Source organism: Mycobacterium sp. DL440, from assembly GCF_011745145.1.
Taxonomy (GTDB): domain Bacteria; phylum Actinomycetota; class Actinomycetes; order Mycobacteriales; family Mycobacteriaceae; genus Mycobacterium.
In genome coordinates, this window is sequence record NZ_CP050191.1 from 4662535 (window position 1) to 4681884 (window position 19350).

The 19350-nt window shown below is 66.6% G+C and carries 18 protein-coding genes; 11 read left to right on the top strand and 7 right to left on the bottom strand.

Annotation, left to right across the window (positions count from 1 at the left end; genetic code table 11):
• Nucleotides 1–99 precede the first annotated feature (99 nt).
• From HBE63_RS22760 to HBE63_RS22785, 6 genes are all read left to right on the top strand, one after another.
• Complete coding sequence (locus HBE63_RS22760) at nt 100–588, top strand: inorganic diphosphatase (RefSeq protein WP_166906768.1); 489 nt, start codon at nt 100–102, stop codon at nt 586–588.
• Between the two features lie 67 nt (nt 589–655).
• The gene (locus tag HBE63_RS22765; RefSeq protein WP_166910094.1) at nt 656–1171 is read left to right on the top strand and encodes a 2-oxo-4-hydroxy-4-carboxy-5-ureidoimidazoline decarboxylase; all 516 of its coding nucleotides are present in this window, start codon (nt 656–658) and stop codon (nt 1169–1171) included.
• Between the two features lie 98 nt (nt 1172–1269).
• Entirely contained in the window at nt 1270–2220 is a 951-nt protein-coding gene (locus HBE63_RS22770) for a 2-hydroxyacid dehydrogenase (protein ID WP_166906769.1), read from the top strand.
• A 40-nt stretch (nt 2221–2260) separates the two neighbouring features.
• The gene (locus HBE63_RS22775) at nt 2261–3400 is read left to right on the top strand and encodes a serine hydrolase (protein ID WP_166906770.1); all 1140 of its coding nucleotides are present in this window, start codon (nt 2261–2263) and stop codon (nt 3398–3400) included.
• 117 nt (nt 3401–3517) lie between these two features.
• Nucleotides 3518–3880, top strand: coding sequence for an STAS domain-containing protein (locus HBE63_RS22780; protein ID WP_166906771.1), 363 nt, complete (start codon nt 3518–3520; stop codon nt 3878–3880).
• A 33-nt stretch (nt 3881–3913) separates the two neighbouring features.
• Nucleotides 3914–4357: an ATP-binding protein gene (locus tag HBE63_RS22785; RefSeq protein ID WP_166906772.1), complete on the top strand. Its 444-nt coding sequence runs from the start codon at nt 3914–3916 to the stop codon at nt 4355–4357.
• Here the strand turns inward: HBE63_RS22785 and HBE63_RS22790 are convergent.
• From HBE63_RS22790 to HBE63_RS22810, 5 genes are all read right to left on the bottom strand, one after another.
• On the bottom strand, nt 4330–4773 hold the full coding sequence (locus HBE63_RS22790) for a response regulator (protein WP_166906773.1): 444 nt from the start codon (nt 4771–4773) through the stop codon (nt 4330–4332). The genes HBE63_RS22785 and HBE63_RS22790 overlap by 28 nt on opposite strands.
• Nucleotides 4770–6347 (bottom strand): CHASE3 domain-containing protein, encoded by a 1578-nt coding sequence (locus tag HBE63_RS22795; RefSeq protein ID WP_166906774.1) that lies wholly within the window; start codon nt 6345–6347, stop codon nt 4770–4772. Before HBE63_RS22795 ends, HBE63_RS22790 begins: the two co-directional genes overlap by 4 nt.
• Nucleotides 6344–7555, bottom strand: coding sequence for a PP2C family protein-serine/threonine phosphatase (locus tag HBE63_RS22800; RefSeq protein WP_166906775.1), 1212 nt, complete (start codon nt 7553–7555; stop codon nt 6344–6346). The genes HBE63_RS22795 and HBE63_RS22800 overlap by 4 nt, the downstream gene beginning before the upstream one ends.
• Nucleotides 7556–7680: 125 nt before the next feature.
• The gene (locus HBE63_RS22805) at nt 7681–8088 is read right to left on the bottom strand and encodes a hypothetical protein (RefSeq protein ID WP_208301189.1); all 408 of its coding nucleotides are present in this window, start codon (nt 8086–8088) and stop codon (nt 7681–7683) included.
• 55 nt (nt 8089–8143) lie between these two features.
• Complete coding sequence (locus HBE63_RS22810; protein ID WP_166906776.1) at nt 8144–9112, bottom strand: TerC family protein; 969 nt, start codon at nt 9110–9112, stop codon at nt 8144–8146.
• 230 nt (nt 9113–9342) lie between these two features.
• Between HBE63_RS22810 and HBE63_RS22815 the strand changes: the two genes are divergently transcribed.
• Genes HBE63_RS22815 through HBE63_RS22835 form a run of 5 tightly spaced genes read left to right on the top strand, consistent with a single transcriptional unit; the run spans nt 9343 to nt 16971 of the window.
• Nucleotides 9343–13296, top strand: a complete 3954-nt coding sequence (locus HBE63_RS22815) for a Pls/PosA family non-ribosomal peptide synthetase (protein ID WP_166906777.1) — start codon at nt 9343–9345, stop codon at nt 13294–13296.
• Nucleotides 13293–14630 (top strand): M1 family metallopeptidase, encoded by a 1338-nt coding sequence (locus HBE63_RS22820; RefSeq protein WP_166906778.1) that lies wholly within the window; start codon nt 13293–13295, stop codon nt 14628–14630. The genes HBE63_RS22815 and HBE63_RS22820 overlap by 4 nt, the downstream gene beginning before the upstream one ends.
• Entirely contained in the window at nt 14627–15877 is a 1251-nt protein-coding gene (locus HBE63_RS22825) for a hypothetical protein (RefSeq protein WP_166906779.1), read from the top strand. Before HBE63_RS22820 ends, HBE63_RS22825 begins: the two co-directional genes overlap by 4 nt.
• Nucleotides 15878–15934: 57 nt before the next feature.
• Nucleotides 15935–16633, top strand: coding sequence for a glycosyltransferase family 2 protein (locus HBE63_RS22830; RefSeq protein WP_166906780.1), 699 nt, complete (start codon nt 15935–15937; stop codon nt 16631–16633).
• Nucleotides 16630–16971 (top strand): DUF2304 domain-containing protein, encoded by a 342-nt coding sequence (locus tag HBE63_RS22835; RefSeq protein ID WP_166906781.1) that lies wholly within the window; start codon nt 16630–16632, stop codon nt 16969–16971. The genes HBE63_RS22830 and HBE63_RS22835 overlap by 4 nt, the downstream gene beginning before the upstream one ends.
• On the opposite strand, the gene HBE63_RS22840 is transcribed toward HBE63_RS22835, so the two are convergent.
• Both HBE63_RS22840 and HBE63_RS22845 read right to left on the bottom strand, forming a co-directional pair.
• Nucleotides 16968–17549: a TetR/AcrR family transcriptional regulator gene (locus HBE63_RS22840; protein WP_166906782.1), complete on the bottom strand. Its 582-nt coding sequence runs from the start codon at nt 17547–17549 to the stop codon at nt 16968–16970. The genes HBE63_RS22835 and HBE63_RS22840 overlap by 4 nt on opposite strands.
• 2 nt (nt 17550–17551) lie before the next feature.
• On the bottom strand, nt 17552–19333 hold the full coding sequence (locus HBE63_RS22845; protein WP_166906783.1) for an amidohydrolase family protein: 1782 nt from the start codon (nt 19331–19333) through the stop codon (nt 17552–17554).
• Nucleotides 19334–19350: the final 17 nt, after the last annotated feature.

Sequence of the window (19350 nt, forward strand, 5' to 3'; positions counted from 1 at the left end):
CGAGCCACCCGTTTAGGCCAGACTATCGCTCGATTAGGGTTGACCCGCGTCGTCGCCCGACGACCCAAGACTGACCGCAGATGCGAAGGAGCCGCGACGGTGAAGTTCGACGTCGTCATCGAGATCCCGAAGGGTTCGCGCAACAAGTACGAGATTGACCACGAGACCGGCCGGGTCAAGCTCGACCGCTACCTCTACACATCGTTCGGTTATCCCGCCGACTACGGGTTCTTCGAGGACACCCTCGGCGAGGACGGCGATCCGCTGGATGCGCTGGTGCTGCTGCCCGAGTCGGTCTTCCCCGGCTGCACGGTCGAGGCCCGCCCGGTTGCGATGTTCAAGATGACCGACGAGGCCGGCGGCGACGACAAGTTGCTGTGCGTGCCCGCCGGGGATCCGCGCTGGGACCACATCCAGGACCTCGGCGACGTGCCGCAGTTCGAACTCGACGCCATCAAGCACTTCTTCGTGCACTACAAGGATCTCGAGCCCGGCAAGTTCGTCAACACCGCCGACTGGGTGGGCCGCGAAGAGGCCGAAGCCGAGCTGCAGCGTTCGGTCGAGCGGTTCAAGAGCTCAGATCACTGAATTTGCCTGGCTGTAACACGGGGTAACTCCCCTGTGCTCTGCGCCTTTCATGCTTGACCAGGTGTTGATGCATCAGGGCATGGGGCTTGAGGCGTACAACGCATTGCCGACGCGCCGTGCGGTGCACGCCGTGTACGAGTGCTGCTACAGCGTGGTGCTCGCGACCGATCTGGCCGGTGGGCGTCCGTTCGCCGACCATGCCGCGCTGTTCCGGCAGGCCGATACCCTGCTGTTCAGTCTCGGTGAGGATTCCATCGACCGCGTGCTGCAGGCCTATCCGCACATCGGGCGGCGCCCCCGCAGCCCGAAGTCGGTGTGCGAACAGTGCTCGGTGTGGGACGACGATCCCGCGGTGATGACACAGCTCAACTCCGAGGTCCGGCATTACACCGAGCTGTTCGGATTCGGCTTCGTGATGTTCGTCCAGGACTGCTGTGCGCAGCGGGCCATGGCCGGGATCATCGACCGGTTGCACAACGACCGCGACACCGAACGCAAGGTGGTCCGAAACGAACTGGCCCGCATCAACCGGGCCCGGCTCGAACGCATGCTCGGGCCCGAGGGTGGTTACTACAACTGGTAGCCGTTGGCTGATACCGTGGCCTCGCACGCCTCACCCTGGCGTACCGTGGTGCAGCAGAGCAGATTTCATTGCCAGACGTGCACCGACCGAGGACAGCCATGCCCCATTCCGCGAACCGCGTCCTGCAGATCGGCCCGCTGAAGCCCTCACTCGCGGAAACCCTGCGTACCGATTACCAGGCGTATGTCCTCCGCAACGGGGACCAACGCGAGGCGTTTCTGGCCGAACACGCAGCCGAGATCACTGCGATCGTGGTCTCGGGCGTCACGCGTATCGACCCAGATCTGATGGCGGCGCTGCCGAACCTGAAGGCCGTGGTGAACTTCGGTGTCGGGTACGACAACATCGACGTGGATGCTGCCGCGGCACGGGGTATCGGCGTCAGCAACACCCCCGATGTACTCAACGACTGCGTCGCCGACACCGCAGTGGGCCTCCTCATCGACACCATGCGGCAGTTCTCGGCCGCCGACCGTTACCTTCGGGCCGGCCGCTGGCCGGTGGACGGGAACTACCCACTGACACAACAGGTTTCGGGCTCTCGCGTGGGCATCCTCGGGCTGGGCCGGATCGGCGAGGCCATCGCCACCCGGCTCAGCGCATTCGGCTGCTCGATCAGCTATCACAACCGCAGACAGATCCCCGACAGCCCGTACGACTACGTCGGCTCACCGGTCGAGCTGGCCCGCCGGGTTCAGGTGCTCGTGGTCGCCGCGGCCGGCGGCTCCGGCACCCGGCATCTCGTGAACCGAGAAGTGCTCGATGCGCTGGGGGGTGACGGCTACCTGGTCAACATCGCCCGCGGCTCCGTCGTCGACCAGGACGCCCTGGTGGACGCGCTGACCCAAGGCCGGCTGGCCGGCGCGGGACTGGACGTGTTCGCCGACGAACCGAACGTCCCGGGTCCGTTGACGGAACTGGACAACGTGGTGCTGCTGCCCCATGTCGGCAGCGGCACCGTGGAAACCCGGGCGGCCATGGAGGCACTGGTCCTGGCCAACCTGAACCGTTTTCTGCAGTCCGGTCACTTGGTCACGCCCGTTCGGTGAATCGGGCCCGTGACGGGCATGGTCCGGCGATGATGTGCCGATGGATGACCTCGTACACGGCCACTGTGACGAACGCTTTCACGCCGTCCGCGACGCGCTGTCGGATGCGCTCGCCAGCGGAGAGGAGACCGGCGCGGCCATCGCGATCGACATCGACGGCCGGCCCGTCGTGGACATGTGGGGCGGATACGCCGATGCTGAGCGGACCCGTACGTGGGACGCCGACACCATCGTGAACGTCTTCTCCTCCACCAAGACGGTGACGGCACTGGCCGGGCTCATGCTGATCGACCGCGGCCTGATCACCGCCGACACCCCGGTGGCCGAGTACTGGCCCGAGTTCGCCGCAAACGGCAAGCAGGACATCGAGTTCCGCCATCTGTTGACCCACAGCTCAGGGTTGTCCGGCTGGGACCAGCCATTCACCATCGAGGAGAGCTACGACTGGGACAAGTCCACGGCAGCGTTGGCCGCCCAGGCACCGTGGTGGGAGCCGGGCACCGCATCGGGTTACCACGCCCTGACCCATGGACACCTGATCGGCGAGGTGCTGCGGAGGGTTACCGGAAAGACATTGAAAGAGTTTGTCCACGAAGAGATCTCGGGACCACTGGGCGCCGACTTCCAGATCGGGGCGGGCCCTGAGGACACGCACCGCATTGCTGACATCATCCCGTCCGACGAACCACTCGATCTGCCGTTGGACCAACTGTCCGAGATCGCCCTCAAGACCTTCATGGGCGCGCCGTCGCCGGCGATCGCGAACACCGCGGCCTGGCGCGCCGCCGACATCGGTGCGGCCAACGGACACGGCAATGCGCGGTCGCTGGCCAGGATCCTCTCGGCAATCTCGTTGGGCGGCACGGTGGACGGCGTCACCCTGCTCAAGCCCGAGACCGTCGAGTCGATCTTCGAGCTACAGCTCGAGGGCCCCGACGTGGTGCTGCTCGGGCACCCGCTGCGCTGGGGACTGGGATTCGGCCTACCACAGACGCAAACCGTGTCCTATGTCCCAGATGGCAAGATCTGCTTCTGGGGCGGCTGGGGCGGCTCGTGGGAGACGTGCAACCCCGAGCACCGCGCCACGTTCGCCTATGTGATGAACAGGATGGGGCCGGGCGTCGAAGGATCTGAACGCACCGCCCGCTACCTCAACCTGTTCTACAAGGCTCTGACCTGATCACCGATAGAAATCGCGTGGACAGGTCGGGGCCGCCAAGTGGGCCGCAACCGGGTGACGGCACCCGTTACTATTTGTCGACGTCTCCATGGACGCACAATCACGTCGGAGGTGACGATGACTAGCCAACCGGATCCGGCAAGCTGCTCGGTGGAAGAGAGCCGCGTCGGCGAGGTGAGTGTGGTGGCAGTGGCCGGAACGGTCGACATGCTCACCGCACCCAAACTCGAAGAGGCGATCAACTCTGCCGCCAAGAGCTCCCCCTCGGCCATCGTGGTCGACTTGAGCGCCGTGGAATTCCTGGCGTCGGCCGGGATGGGCGTACTGGTGGCCGCCCACGAACAGCTGGGCGATACCGCGCGGTTCTCCGTCGTCGCCGACGGACCCGCCACGAGTCGGCCGCTCAAACTGGTCGGAATCGCCGAGGTGGTAGATCTGTACGCGACGCTCGACGAGGCATTGGCCGCATTGAAGACATAACACCGGCGACAACGGGGTAGCCAGCAGGTCGACATGACAAACGCAGGCCAGTCAGCTCAGTTCACGAAGCATGTCACGGCCGCACCGGAAGGTGCGGCGCGGATACGCCGTGAGTTCTCCAGTTGGCTGGGCACGCATCTCACACTCGACCCGACCAAGGCCAGCGATGTGGTGCTCGCCGTGAACGAAGCGCTGGCCAACGCCGCGGAGTTTGCGTACATCGGTGCCCCGGCGCCGGGGGTGATGCATGTGCGGGCCGATTACAACGGGGACACGGCGGTACTCACCGTCACCGTTACCGACGAGGGCGTGTGGCGGATCGCCGAAACAGACCACAAGAACCCGGCCCGCGGCCGCGGAATCCCGTTGATGCGCGCGCTCACTGATCGAGCCGTCATCGACTCGAACCACGCAGGGACCGAAGTCCGCCTGCAGTGGGAACACATCGATCAGGACTGCGGAAGCCGTACCACCTGAACGAAGAACTCGTCGATCTGACGCACCGCATCCATGAACTGGTCCAGGTCAACGGGTTTGGTGACGTACGCATTGGCATGCAGCTTGTAGCTGCGAAGGATGTCCTCTTCGGCCGACGAGGTGGTCAGCACCACGATCGGGATGTGGCACAGGTCGGCGTCGGACTTGATCTTCTCCAGCAACTGCCGCCCGTCGTACTTCGGCAGGTTGAGGTCGAGCAGGATCAGGTCCGGCCGCGGCGCATTTTCGAAGGCGCCACGCCGATACAGAAAATCCAAGCCTTCCTCGCCGTCGCGAGCGACGTGCAAGGCGTTCTTGATCTTGTTGTGTTCGAACGCTTCCCGGGTGATGAGCTCGTCACCGGGATCATCCTCGACCAACAGGATGTCAATGGCTCGGCTTTCCGAGGAGGTCATTCAGGGATTCCTTCCGACTGAGGTTCTGAGACGCCGTTGGGCACGGTGGTGGGCGTGACGGGCAGAGTGAACATGAACCGGGTGCCGTCGGTGTAGCTCGTGTCGATCCAGATGGAGCCGCCGTGGTGCTCGACGATCTTCTTGCACAACGACAGCCCGATACCCGTACCGCTGAAAGCGTCGCGACCGTGCAGGCGCTGAAAGATGACGAAAACCTTGTCCACGAACTCCTCGCCGATGCCGATCCCGTTGTCCGACACACTGAATACCCAGTTTTCGGCCAATTCATCCGTGCCGGCCCGGCAGCCGATGACGATCCGGGGCGCCACCCCCTCGCGACGGAACTTCACTGCGTTGCCGATCAGGTTCTGCCACACCATCGTCATAAGCGTGGGATCGCCGTCGATGCGGGGGAAACGCTCTGCCGGGCGAAGGATCTCGGCACCCGACTCATCGATCGCGGCGGCCACGTTGTTCAGCGCGGCGTCGAGGGTGTCGTTGAGATCCACCTCGGTGTAGGCGGCATTGAGCCGCCCCACCCGAGAGAACGTGAGCAGGTCGTTGATCAGCACCTGCATGCGCTTGGCCCCGTCGACGGCGAAGCCGATGTACTCGATACCCCGATCGTCGAGTTTGTCGCCGTAGCGTTTCTCCAGCAGTTGACAGAACGAAGTGACCTTTCGCAGGGGCTCCTGGAGGTCGTGCGAAGCGACATAGGCGAACTGCTCGAGTTCGGCGTTGGACCGGCGGAGCTCGTCGGCCTGCTGGTCCAGAGCGGCCTGGGCCGACCGCGAGGCGTCGAGTTCGTCGACGATCCGTTGACGCATGTCCTCGACATCGGCGCCAATGGCTCGGATGTCCTTGGGGCCCTTCAGAACGATACGTTCGGTGAAGTTGCCTTCGGTAATCCTGCGGCATGAGGCGGCGAGCGCGGCCAGTGGCCGGGTGACAGCGCTGCGTACGAGCACGGTCATCAGAACCGCCATGACGAAGAACGCCGCGACCATGGTGATCACCACACCGTCGCGCCAGCCCCGAACGAGTGCCAGCTCATCGACACTGGTCTGCCTGGCCTGGCTCAGGTTGGTGTTCTGGACATCGAACAGCCCACGTAAACGGTCGAATTCGGTCTTTCCGCGATCTGCGGCACCGGTGTCCACGACCGCAGGACTGCCGACCTTGACACTCTCGATGAGCGGCTCGGCATCGGTGAACCGCCATGCGGCGGCCCCGTTCTCGATCGCATCCAGATCGGCCAGGAGATCTGTGTGGCCGGCCAGATATCCGCGGATCTCCGCGGCCGCGGCCGCTTCGGCGCGCTGTCCATCACCGTAAGGTTCAAGGAACCGGGGGTCCGCGGCGATGGCATATCCCCGCACTGCCGTCTCCTGGTCGCGCAGTGCCCCTTGAAGTTGGTAGGCGGCAACTCGCGCGGGCTGAAGGTCGTCGATCAGCTCACGTGATACCGCATCGGTGCGGCCCACCAAGGCAATGCCGGCTATCGCACCGGTGAGGACGATCACGCACATCACCGCCACCAGAAGGTTCTGCCAGCCTTGCACCGTCAGCTTCATACAGTGGAACGCTCCACTCTGATCAGCGCGATGTCATCGCTGAGACCGCCGTGCGGACGCGCGCGGGATTCGACTTCACCGATCAAAGCACCGACGAAGTCGCGACTGGGCAGGTCCGCAAACGAATTGGCCAGCTCGAGCAGGCCGTCTTCGCCGAGACGTTCGCCGCCGGGTCCCACGTGCCCCTCGAACAATCCATCGGTGAGCAGAAGCAGGCCGTGCCTTTCCGGTAATTGCAGTCTGTTGACCGGCCAGTGTGTAGCGCCCAGGCCGAGCGCCGAACCGGCCGTCGGCTCGATCCACCGGACGGCGTTGTCGCCTTGGATGAGCAGACCGGGATGGCCGGCGCGGACCACGTCGTACTGCCCGCTGTCGGGATCGAGCGCCACACTGAGCAGTGTCGCGAAGATGCCGGGCCCGTGGCGTTCGGTGGTCAGGATGCGGTCCAGTTGACGCATCCGCTCGTTTCCCCGCAGACCGGCGAATGTGAGTGCGCGCCAAGCGATCCGCAGAGCCACTCCCAGCGCCGCCTCGTCCGGGCCGTGGCCGGCGACATCACCCATCATCACGTGTACGGTCCGGTCGAGAGTCTGCACGACGTCGTAGAAATCCCCACCCAGCAAGGCCTCTCGCCGGTTGGGCAGCGACCTGGTGATGACCTCGACGCCGGGATCGTCCAGGAGCAACGCGGAAGGCAGCAGGCCGCGCTCGAGTCGGGCGTTCTCTCGTTCCCGTAGCCGGCTGGCGTGCAGGTCGACCGCCGTCAGCTCGGCGCGCTTGCGCTCGATGGAATACACCACCGCGCGTCGCAGCATGTCCGCATCGACGCGACCCTTGACGAGGTAATCCTGAGCGCCTGAGGCGACCGCCGAGACACCGAAATGCTCATCATTCAATCCGGTGAGGACGATGACCGGGACCGCCGGATCGAGCCGACCCAACCGATGCAGCGCATCGATGCCTTGCGCGTCGGGCAGATTCAGGTCGAGCAGTACACAGTCGGGCCGATCGTCGATCAAAACGTGCTCGGCAGCCGACATGGACTGCACCCAGACGAGGTTGATTTCGGCAGTGCCGGCGATATCGGCGATCTGCTCTTCGACCAACAAAGCGTCGCCGCGGTCATCCTCGACCAACAACAAGGACAACCGTCGGTCCAGGGCCGGACCGGCGAGAGTGGCAGCGAAATACGGTTGCTCCGCGCGCATGGGTTCACGTCCTTCACTCAACTGAGGCCACCCCGGTCGCGCTGACCCTCTGTTTTAGTGACGACGTCGTTGAGAATACCTATGCGTAAGCGTCAATTCTCCGTCTGCCGATTATCCGGCCAGGATCAAGAGGCTCTGGCCTGAGAACGCAACTCGAGCCTGCGCAGCACATCGGCCCCCAGCCCGCGCGGGTCTTGGCCCGCCGTGGCCGGGATCAGGGTGACACCGTCGGCCACCTCTGCCGCCTCGATGTCGGCGATGAGGCCCGCCAGTCCGTCAACCGTCCCGATGTAGCGCACCTGCGCCTCGGGGCCGGCCACCGTCAGGCTGCAGCGGGCCGAGCGGTAGTCACCGGCCACCGCGACGGTGACGTCGAGGATCACCGAGACCTCGGCGTCCTCGGACTTGAGACCGGATCGGATCCGCCGCGCCTGGGCCAGGTCGGGCGCGGAGATCCGCGCCGTCGGTCGGTCCCCGTCGGTCAGCTCGGTCCACGCCTCGGCATCCGCCACGAATATCCGCACCTCGGCCACGCTAAGTGCAAATACCGCACCTGCACAGACTTACGTTCAGGCGGAATCCAACGGACTAGCGGGAGTCACGCACCCGGGTCTTGTACAGGCTCGCGGCGGTGGTGATCGCCAGCGTCACAATGATCACACCGAGGCTCGCCAGGGTCGGGATCTCCGGCACATGCACCGGCTCGCCGCCATTGATGAACGGCAACTCGTTCTCGTGCAGCGCGTGCAGCACCAGCTTCACGCCGATGAAAGCCAGGATGAACGCCAGCCCCTGCGACAGATAGACGAGCCGCTTGAGCAGGTCACCGAGCAGGAAGTACAGCTGCCGCAGACCCATCAGGGCGAACACGTTGGCGGTGAACACCAGGTAGGGCTCCTGGGTCAGACCGTAGATCGCCGGGATCGAGTCCAGGGCGAACAGCAGGTCGGTGGTGCCCAGGGCGACGATGACCAGGAACATCGGCGTCATCAGCCGCTTGCCGTTCTCGTGCACCCACAACTTCAGGCCGTCCCACTTGTCGGTGGTGCGCAGGTGTTTACGGGCGAACCGCACCACACCGTTGTCGCCGTCGTCGTCGTGGTTGGTGTCGCGGACCAGGTTGATCGCGGTGTACACCAGGAACGCGCCGAAGATGTAGAACACCCAGGAGAACTCGTTGATCGCGACCGCGCCGAGCGCGATGAAGATGCCGCGGAAGATCAGCGCCAGGATGATGCCGACCAGCAGGGCCTGCTGCTGGTAGATCCTGGGCACCTTGAAGCTGGCCATGATGATCAAGAAGATGAACAGGTTGTCCACCGACAGGCTGTATTCCGTCAGCCAGCCGGCGAAGAACTCCAGCCCGAACTGGTGGCCGTGGAAGTACCAGACCCATGCGCCGAAGGCGACCGCCATGCCGATGTAGATCGACAGGTACGTCGCGGTCTCGCGGGTGGTGGGTTCGTGTGGGCGTCGCCCGATCACGACGACGTCGAACAGCAGAACGGCGATCGTCACCGCCAGGGTGATGATCCATTCCAGCTGAGTTACCTGCATCGAAAAATCCTCCGGTCGTCAAAACGCCGGAGGTCTCTTCCACCAGTGACCGGCACCGGCCCGCGACACCGATCGATCCATTGACGACCGACGTGATGACGACATCGCAGCGAAGGAATACTCCCCTCCGCCGACCAGTCTGCCTGACCGGGACCTCGAATCGAAATCGAACCGGCACGCCGCACCCCGACCGGCGAGCCGTCTCGCCGCCGGCTTAGTAGTTTGTAGTCGTGACAGCTGCCGCCAGTGCACACGAGATTCCACCGCAATACGTCCTATCCCCACTGGCCCCCGAGCCACGGACGCTCGTCGACATCCTGCACGACACGGCCAGGCGTTTTCCCGATGCACCGGCCCTCGACGACGGCTCCGTACAGCTCACCTACTCCGAGCTGATCGCCGACGTCACCGACAGCGTGGCCTGGCTGGCGGCGCGCGGTATCGGCCGCGGCGACAAGCTCGGAATCCGGATGCCCTCGGGCAGCTATGCGCTGTACGTGGCGATCCTGTCGGTACTGGCCTGCGGCGCCGCCTACGTCCCGGTGGACGCCGACGACCCCGACGACCGGGCTGAGCTGGTATTCGGCGAGGCAGGAGTGGTCGGGGTGATCACCGAGGCCGGCCTGGTCCGCGGGCCCGGGTCCTCGCGCGGCTGGCGCGCCGCCGAGCCGCTGGGGCGCGACGACGCCTGGATCATCTTCACCTCGGGCTCGACCGGCACCCCGAAGGGTGTGGCCGTCACCCATCGCAGCGCCGCCGCGTTCGTCGACGCCGAAGCTCGGATGTTCTTGCAGGACAACCCGATTGGCCCTGGCGACCGGGTATTGGCCGGACTGTCGGTCGCGTTCGACGCATCGTGTGAGGAGATGTGGCTGGCCTGGCGGCACGGCGCCTGCCTGGTGCCCGCCCCACGCTCGTTGGTGCGCAGCGGCATGGACCTGGGCCCGTGGCTGGTGAGCCGCGACATCACCGTGGTGTCCACGGTGCCTACACTGGCCGCGCTGTGGCCGGCCGAGGCGCTGGAAGCGGTCCGATTGCTGATCTTCGGGGGCGAGGCCTGCCCACCCGAGCTGGCCGCCCGGCTGGCGGTCGACGGCCGCGAGGTGTGGAACACCTACGGCCCCACCGAAGCAACCGTCGTCGCCTGCGCGGCACAACTGGACGGTCAGGGCCCGGTCAGCATCGGCCTGCCGCTGGCCGGCTGGGACCTGGCGGTGGTGGACAAAGATGGCCTGCCGGTGGCGATCGGCGACGTCGGCGAGCTCGTGATCGGCGGCGTCGGGCTGGCCCGCTACCTCGACCCCGAGAAGGACGCAGAAAAGTACGCCCCGATGCCGACGCTGGGCTGGAGCCGGGCCTACCGCAGCGGCGACCTGGTGCGACTGGAGACCGACGGCCTGTACTTCCAGGGCCGCGCCGACGATCAGGTCAAGGTCGGCGGCCGTCGCATCGAACTGGGCGAGGTCGACAACGCACTCGTTCACCTACCCGGGGTGAGCGGCGGTGCGGCCGCGGTGCGCAAGACCGCGAGCGGAACACCCCTGTTGGTCGGCTATATCGCCAGCGCCGATCCGGGCTTCGACCTGGCTGCGGCGCGCACCGCGCTGTCCGAGTCACTGCCGGCCGCCCTGGTGCCCCGCCTGGTGCTGCTCGACGAACTCCCGACCCGCACGTCGGGCAAGGTGGACCGCGACGCACTGCCGTGGCCACCGTCCGGAGGTGCCGATCAGGACGCCCCCGAACTCGACGGCACCATGGGCTGGCTGGCCGGATTGTGGCGCGACGTACTCGGTACGCCAGTCGAAGGTCCGGAGGCCGACTTCATCGCGCTGGGCGGCGGCTCGCTGTCCGCCGCACAGTTGGTGGCCGCATTGCGCCAGCGCTACCCACTGGTGACCGTCGCCGACCTCTACGACCACCCCCGGCTCGGTTCACTGGCCGGCTATCTCGACGAGCTCAAACCGCCGCCGGAGATCCACACCCGTGAGGTCACACCGACGCCGCTGCTGACCCAGGCCGCACAGGTCGCACTGTCGCTGCCGTTGGCCACCCTGACCGGCATGCAGTGGGTGGTCTGGCTGGCACTGCTGAACAACCTGGCCGCCGTCTCGGGAATCGTGTCGTGGGCGCACCCGCTCAGCTGGTGGTGGGTACTGGCCGGGTTCCTGCTGTTCGTCACGCCGCTGGGCCGCATGGGCATCGCCGTACTGTTCGCCCGGATGCTGCTGACCGGGCTTGAGCCCGGCACCTACCGACGCGGCGGCGCGGTCCACCTCCGCGTCTGGATCGCCGAGCGGCTGGCCGATGCCAGCGGCGCGGAGAACCTGGCCGGTGCGCCGTGGATGGTCTACTACGCCCGCGCCCTGGGCAACAGCGTCGGCAAGGGCGTCGACATGCACTCGGCTCCGCCCGTCACCGGAATGCTCAAAATGGGCCACCGCGCTTCGGTCGAACCCGAGGTGGACCTGACCGGGCACTGGATCGACGGCGACCTGTTCCACGTCGGGCCGGTATCCATCGGCAACGACGCCACGATCGGCGCTCGCACCACGCTGCTCCCCGGGGCGAGCATCGGCAAGAACGCCGATGTCGCGCCCGGCTCAGCAGTGACCGGCAAGGTGAAGAACGGTCAGTTCTGGAAGGGTTCGCCCGCCGTGAAATCCGGCAAGGCCCGCCACCCGTGGCCCGATCACCGGCCGCGGCGCGCCCCGCTGTGGGTCGCCGTGTACGGGGTGTCCTCGCTGCTGCTCGCCGGCCTGCCGCTGCTGGCCCTGGCCGCCGGCCTCGCGGTGATCGCCTGGGGAGTGCACGGCACCGCCTCACCCGCCGATGCTGTGGCGCCGGCCCTGGCATGGACCCCGGCCGCAGCGTTGGTTGCACTGCTCACCTACGCCGCGCTGACCGTGATCGGGGTGCGTCTGCTCTCAGTGCGCCTGTCGGAGGGCTACCACCCCGTGCGCAGCCGGGTCGGCTGGCAGCTGTGGACCACCGAACGCCTGATGGACGCGGCCCGCAACTACCTTTTCCCGATCTATGCCAGCCTGCTCACACCGTGGTGGCTGCGCCTGCTCGGAGCGCAAGTCGGCCGGGACACCGAAATCTCGACGGCCCTGTTCACCCCGAAGTTCACCGAGGTGCAGGACGGCGCGTTCCTGGCCGACGACACCATGGTGGCCTCCTACGAACTGGGCGGCGGCTGGATCCATGTCGCCAAAGCCACGATCGGCAAGCGCGCCTTCCTCGGCAACTCAGGCATCACGCAGCCGGGCCGCAAGGTGCCCAACGACGGGCTGGTGGCCGTGCTGTCGGCCACGCCGCACAAGGCCAAGGCCGGCTCCTCCTGGCTGGGCAGCCCACCGGTCCGCCTGCGCCGCAACGCCACCGCCGCCGATGCGCTACGCACATTCCATCCGCCGGTCCGGCTCAAGATCATGCGCTCGGCGGTCGAAACCTGCCGGTTGATCCCCGTGATCGTCACCTTCGCCATCGGCATCGCGGTGCTCGGTGCGATGCAGGCCGTGACGATCCGGTTCGGCTTCCTGTGGACCGCAGTGTCCGCAGGTGTGGTGCTGCTGGTCGCCGGCACGGTGGCCGGGACCATCGCGGTGATCGCAAAGTGGTTGGTGGTCGGCCGGATTCGCGCGGTGGAACATCCGCTGTGGTCGTCGTTCGTGTGGCGCAACGAGGTGTCGGACACCTTCGTCGAAACCGTCGCCGCACCCTGGTTCGCCCGGGCCGCCAGCGGCACCCCGGTGATGAACCTGTGGCTGCGCGGGCTGGGCGCCTCGATCGGGCGCGGCGTGTGGTGCGAAACCTACTGGCTACCCGAAGCCGATCTGGTGGCGCTGGAGACCGCGTCCACCGTCAACCGCGGCTGCGTGGTGCAGACCCACCTGTTCCACGACCGCATCATGCGGCTGGACAGCGTTGTGCTCGAAGAGGGTTCGACGCTGGGGCCGCACTGCGTGGCACTGCCCGCGGCGCGCCTGGGTGCCGGCGCCACGGTCGGCCCGGGTTCGCTGGTCATGCGGGGCGATGAGGTACCACCGTCGACACGCTGGCAGGGCAACCCGATCGCCCCGTGGAACATGTTCGGCAAGAAACGTGCCAGCGAAAAATCCACGGACAAGGCCGCAGAGAAGTCGGACAAGACTGCCAAGAAGACAGAAGACCCTGCCGCGTGACCCGATCGAAGAAGGCCGCAAAGAAAGTGACGCCCGCACCAGTTATCGATCCTTATCTGCCCACCAACGGCAACTTCGGGTACCGGGTGTCGCGCTACGAACTCGATCTGGAATACAAGGTGGCGATCAACCGGCTGGCCGGGACCGCCACCATCACCGCGGTGACCTTGGCCGCGATCCGCACCTTCACCCTCGACCTGTCCGACGCACTTGCGGTGTCGCGGGTCTCGGTGAACGGCCGCCGCCCCGCCCAGTACCGATGTTCGGGCGGGAAGCTGTCGGTCACCCTGCCCTCGGCCCTGCCCGCCGGTGCGGCGATGACCGTCGTCATCCGCTACAACGGAACCCCGCGCCCCATCGAAACCTTTTGGGGTGAAGTCGGTTTCGAGGAACTGTCGAACGGGGCCCTGGTGGCCGGCCAACCCAACGGGGCGGCCTCCTGGTTCCCGTGCGACGACCATCCCAGCTCGAAGGCCAGCTACCGGATCCAGATCAGCACCGACAGCCCGTACTACGCCCTGGCCAACGGCGAGTTGATCTCCCGAAAAGCCCGCGCCGGCCACACCGTGTGGACCTACGAACAGGCCGAACCGACATCGAGCTACCTGATCACCCTGCAGATCGGCCAGTACGAGAGCCAGCGGCTGACCAAGACACCGGTACCGATGCACGCGGTGCTGCCCGCCCGGCTGCGCCGCAATTTCGAGCACGACTTCGAAGATCAGCCGCAGATGATGAAGCTCTTCATCAAGATGTTCGGCCCCTATCCGCTGGCCAGCGGCTACACGGTGGTGGTCACCGAAGACGACCTTGAGATACCGCTGGAGGCCCAGGGCATCTCGATCTTCGGGGCCAACCACTGCGACGGGCACCGCGGCGCCGAGCGGCTGATCGCCCACGAACTGGCCCACCAGTGGTTCGGCAACTCGGTGACGGCGCGACGCTGGCGCGACATCTGGCTGCACGAGGGATTTGCCTGCTACGCGGAGTGGCTGTGGTCCGAGCACAGCGGCGGGCACACCGCCGCGGAGTGGGCCGAGCACTATCACGAGCGGCTGCGCGACAAGCCCCAAGACCTACTGCTGTCCGATCCCGGGCCCGAGGACATGTTCGACGACCGGGTCTACAAGCGCGGAGCGCTGACCCTGCACGCGCTGCGCACCCTGATCGGTGACCGCAATTTCTTTGCGCTGCTGAGGGATTGGACGGCCCGCTACCGCCACAGTACGGCATTCACCGACGATTTCACCGGGCTGGCCGCCGGCTACACCGACGAGCCACTGCAGCCGCTGTGGCAGGCCTGGTTGTATTCGAAAGAGCTGCCGGACCTGTGACCGACGGCGGCGCCGCCCCGGCAACCGGCCCCATCACGCGCAGCAGCGTCGCCCGCGTCGGGCTGGCGACGGCGATCAGTGCGGTGTGCGGCTACGCCGTGCTGTACCTGGCGGCTCGGGCCCTCGAGCCGGCCGGATTCTCGGTCTTCAGCGTGTTCTGGGGCGCGTTCGGCCTGGTGACCGGGGCCGCCAACGGCCTGCTGCAGGAGGCCACTCGTGAGGTCCGCTCGTCGCGACACCGGGATCTCAGCGGCGGCCCCACCACGCACCCGATGCGGATCGCCGGGCTGGTCGGCATCGTCGCGGCGCTCGTCATCGCGGTCAGCTCGCCGCTGTGGAGCGCACATGTGTTCGTCGAGTCCCGCGCGCTGAGCGTCGTGCTGCTCAGCGTCGGGCTGGCCGGATTCTGTCTGCACGCCACCCTGCTCGGCATGCTCGCCGGGGTGAACCGGTGGACCGAGTACGGAGCACTGATGGTGACCGACGCCGGAATCCGGGTGGCCGTCGCCGCCGCGACGTTCGTGCTCGGCTGGGGCCTCGCCGGGTTCCTGTGGGCGACCGTGGCCGGCGCGGTGGCCTGGCTGATCATGCTGATCGCCGCACCGGCAGCGCGCCTGGCCGCCGGACTGCTCACCGCGGGCAGCCCCACGACGTTCCTGCGCGGGGCCGCGCACTCGATCGCCGCGGCCGGCGCCAGCGCGGTCCTGGTGATGGGATTCCCGGTGCTGCTCAAGGCCACCTCGGGTGATCTGGGCGCGGCCGGCGGTGTGGTGATCCTGGCCGTGACGCTGACGCGTGCGCCACTGCTGGTTCCGCTCACCGCGATGCAGGGCAACCTGATCGCGCACTTCGTCGACCAACGCGACAAACGGCTGCGGGCGTTGCTGGTTCCCGCGGCCGCGGTGGCCGCGCTGGGCGCTGTAGGCGTGGCCGCAGCCGGACTTCTGGGGCCCTGGCTGCTGCGGGTGGGGTTCGGCGACGAATACCGCGCCGGCGGCGCCCTGCTCGCCTGGCTGACCGCAGCTGCCGTCGCCATCGCGATGCTGACACTGACCGGCGCCGCCACCGTCGCCGCCGCCCTGCACCGGGCCTACGCGCTGGGATGGATCATCGCCACCGTCGCGGCCGTGGCACTGCTCCTGCTACCGGTGGGGCTGGAGACCCGTACCGTCATCGCGCTGCTGTGCGGACCGCTGGTGGGTATCGCGGTTCACCTGGGCGCGCTCGTCCGACGGGCTCCCGGATGATTGCGGAGCGGCTCCGGCCGCGACATTGGGCCGCCGTGTAGTTTGGTGCCCATCGACATGCGCTTTCACGACATTTGGATCATCATCCCCGCCTTCAATGAGGCGAGCATCATCGGCGACGTCATCTCCGACGTGCGCTCGGTTTTCCCCAACGTGGTGTGTGTCGACGACGGCAGCCGTGACGGCACTGCCGACCTGGCCGTGCGGTCCGGCGCGCATGTCGTCCCGCATCCGGTGAACCTCGGTCAGGGCGCGGCAATCCAGACCGGCGTCGAATACGCGCGCAGCCGGCCCGGCGCCCGCGTATTCGCCACGTTCGATGCCGACGGTCAGCATCAGGTCAAGGACGTGGTGCGGATGATCGACCGGCTCGACACCGACGGTGCCGATCTTGTGGTGGGAACCCGGTTCGCCAACCCGGACGCCCACGCGGTGACGCATACGCCGCCGTTGAAGCGGATCATCCTGCGCGCGGCGGCATTCCTGAGCCCGCAGAGCCGCGCATTCGGGCTCACCGACGCGCACAACGGCCTGCGGGTGTTCAACAAGTTGGTGGCCGACGAGCTCAACCTCACCATGAACGGCATGAGTCACGCCGGTGAGTTCATCTCGCTGGCGTATGAAAAGCGTTGGCGCGTGGTCGAGGAACCGGTCGAGATCCTCTACACCGACTACTCGAAGTCCAAGGGGCAACCACTGCTCAACGGGGTGAACATCCTCTTCGACGGGCTGTTACGCAGGAGGATGTCCCGATGAACTGGATTCAGGCGCTACTGATCGTCGCGGTGCTGGTGCTGTTGGCGTACCTGCTTGGGTCACGGCGCAGCGCACGATCCAAGGCGTGGGTGAAGGTCGGTTTCGTGTTGTTCGTGGCGGCGGGCATCTACGCGATCCTGCGCCCCGACGACACCACTGTGGTGGCCAATTGGCTTGGCGTGGACCGCGGTACGGACCTGATGGAGTACATGCTCATCATCGCGTTCGTCTTCGTCACGCTGTCGACGTACCTTCGCATCAAGGATCTCGAGCTGCGCTACGCCCGGCTGGCCCGGGCCGTGGCCCTGCAGGACGTGCGGGTGCCGGAAGACGCTTAGCGGCTGAGAAGCGCCGCCAACATAGCGATCCGGGCGTCCTCGAGTTCCGGCAGTGGCAGCACGCGGCGCACCATGGCCGCGCCGTCGAACGTGTTGAGCAGGACGGCCAGCACCACGCTGAATGAATCTTCGGGGAATTGGTCGACCCCCGGTGTGGTCTTGGCGACTTCATGGATGTTGTTGACGTACTCGGCGAGCACCACCTGCAGCGGGCCCCGTAGCTTCTCATCGGTGCGCGCCGCCATCAGCAGCTCATGCCACACGGTGTTGGTATCACTGCCCGCGATGTCCCGCAGGATCGTCAGTACCGCCGGCAACGGCGGTTGCTCGGCGGCGATGTCTGCAATCAGCTTGCTTCCCAATTCCAACTGACGGCGCGCCACCTCTCGCGCCGTGGCCGCCATGAAATCGCTCATGGTGGGGAAATGCCGGAACAGCGCGCCATCGGAAACCTTGGCCCGCTTGGCGATCACCGCCGCCGACGCCCGCGCGTACCCGACCTCGACGATGGTGTCGATGCTGGCGTCGAGCAGGCGCGCCACGGTTTCCTCACGACGCTGCCGCTGGGTTCTCGCCATGTCTAGACGGACGTGTGGTCCAGTTGCTCGACACCGGCCCGCAGGTACCGGCCCGATTTCACCGATTCACCGTAGCCGTCCCGGAACTGACCGTTGCGGAACACCACGGCACCGTTGACGGCGGTCGCGATGACGGCGTCGTCGCTGCGGTTCACCATGCGGCTCAGCCCGCCGTAGAACGGGACCGACTCCTCGTGGTAGGCCTCCACCGTGTCGTTGAGGCCGGCTGGGTCGATCACCACGAAGTCGGCGCGGTCACCTTGGCGCAGCGTGCCGGCCCGGACGCCGAACCAGTCGGCCACCTCGGCGGTCAGCCGGTGCACGGCATGTTCGGTGGTCATGAATGGCCGTCCGGCCAGCTGGGCATCGCGTACCCGCTTGAGCAGCTTCACCGGGTAGTTGTAGAACGCCATGTTGCGCAGGTGCGCACCGGCATCCGAGAAACCCATGTGCACCGACGGTTCCTTGGCCAGCTTGTCCAGGAACTTCGGCCGGTCGTTGGCCACGATGGTGGTCCAGCGAACGTTGCGCTCACCGTTGTCGACCAGCACATCGAGGAAGGCGTCGAGCGGGTGGATGCCGCGCTCGTCGGCGATCTGCCCGAAGCTCTTGCCGATCAGCGCTTTGTCGGGGCATTCGACGATCCTGGCGTCGTGGAAGTCGCGGTGCCACAAGGTCGGTCCGAGCACGCGCCGGTCGAAGGACTTGCGGAACCGGCGTCGGTATTCGGGGTCGGCGAGCAGCTTGTTGCGCTCGAACTGATCTTTGAGATGCAGCGCGGCCGTTCCGGCGCCGAACTCCTCGAACACGGGCAGATCGATTCCGTCCGAATACAATTCGAACGGCACCGGCAGATGCTGGAACCGCACATTGGCGCCCAGGATCCGGTTGAGCAGCCGGACACCCGGCCCGAGCACCCGCACCGCACCGGGCGAGGACTTGGCGTCGGCCGATACCAGCAGGCTCATCCGCACACCCCGGCGTCGACCGAATTGGCCGCTGCTCTCCAGGAAGAAGTTCAGTGCCTCATGAACTTTCGCCACATTCGGCGCGCTCTGCAACATCCGTCCGCGCTTGCGCAGGACTTTGATCAGGCGCCGGCGCTCACGCCAGGTCGCGAACGTCGACGGCAATGCGCGGGACCGGAACCGGTCCCCATCGAGCTTGTCGATCGCCGCGTCCATCCCGGACAGACCGAGCATGCCCGCGTCGAGGGCCTCGTCGAGCTTGGCCGCCATCGTTTCCAGTTCGGCGTCGGTCGGGGTGACGCCGCGGGTGGTAGCCCGGTCCAATCCCAGCACCGAGGCCCGCAGATCCGAATGCCCCAGCAGCGACGCGATATTCGGGCCCAGCGGCAGGTCGTCGATGACCTTCACGTACTCGGCCGGACCCGACCAGGTCTTGTGCTGCTCCAAGGCGCCCAGCACGAACTGGCGCGGAACCGCCTCGACGCGGCTGAACAGATCGGCAGCATCCTCGGTGTCGGCGTAGACCGTCGAGAGCGAGCACATGCCGAGCAGCACGGTCGTCACGCCGTGACGCACCGATTCCCGCAGGCCCGGATCGAGCAGGACCTCGGCGTCGTAGTGGGTGTGCACATCGACGAAGCCGGGCAACACCCATTTGCCGCCGGCGTTGATGACGTCGGGACAGTCGGTCTCGTCGATCGGCGTGGCCGATACCGCGACCACCACCCCGTCGCGAATCCCCAGCGTACGGACCTGCGGCGGGGCGCCGGTGCCGTCGAACCACAGGCCGTTGCGAACGATGACGTCGTAGGACATGACGCAACGCTAGAGCA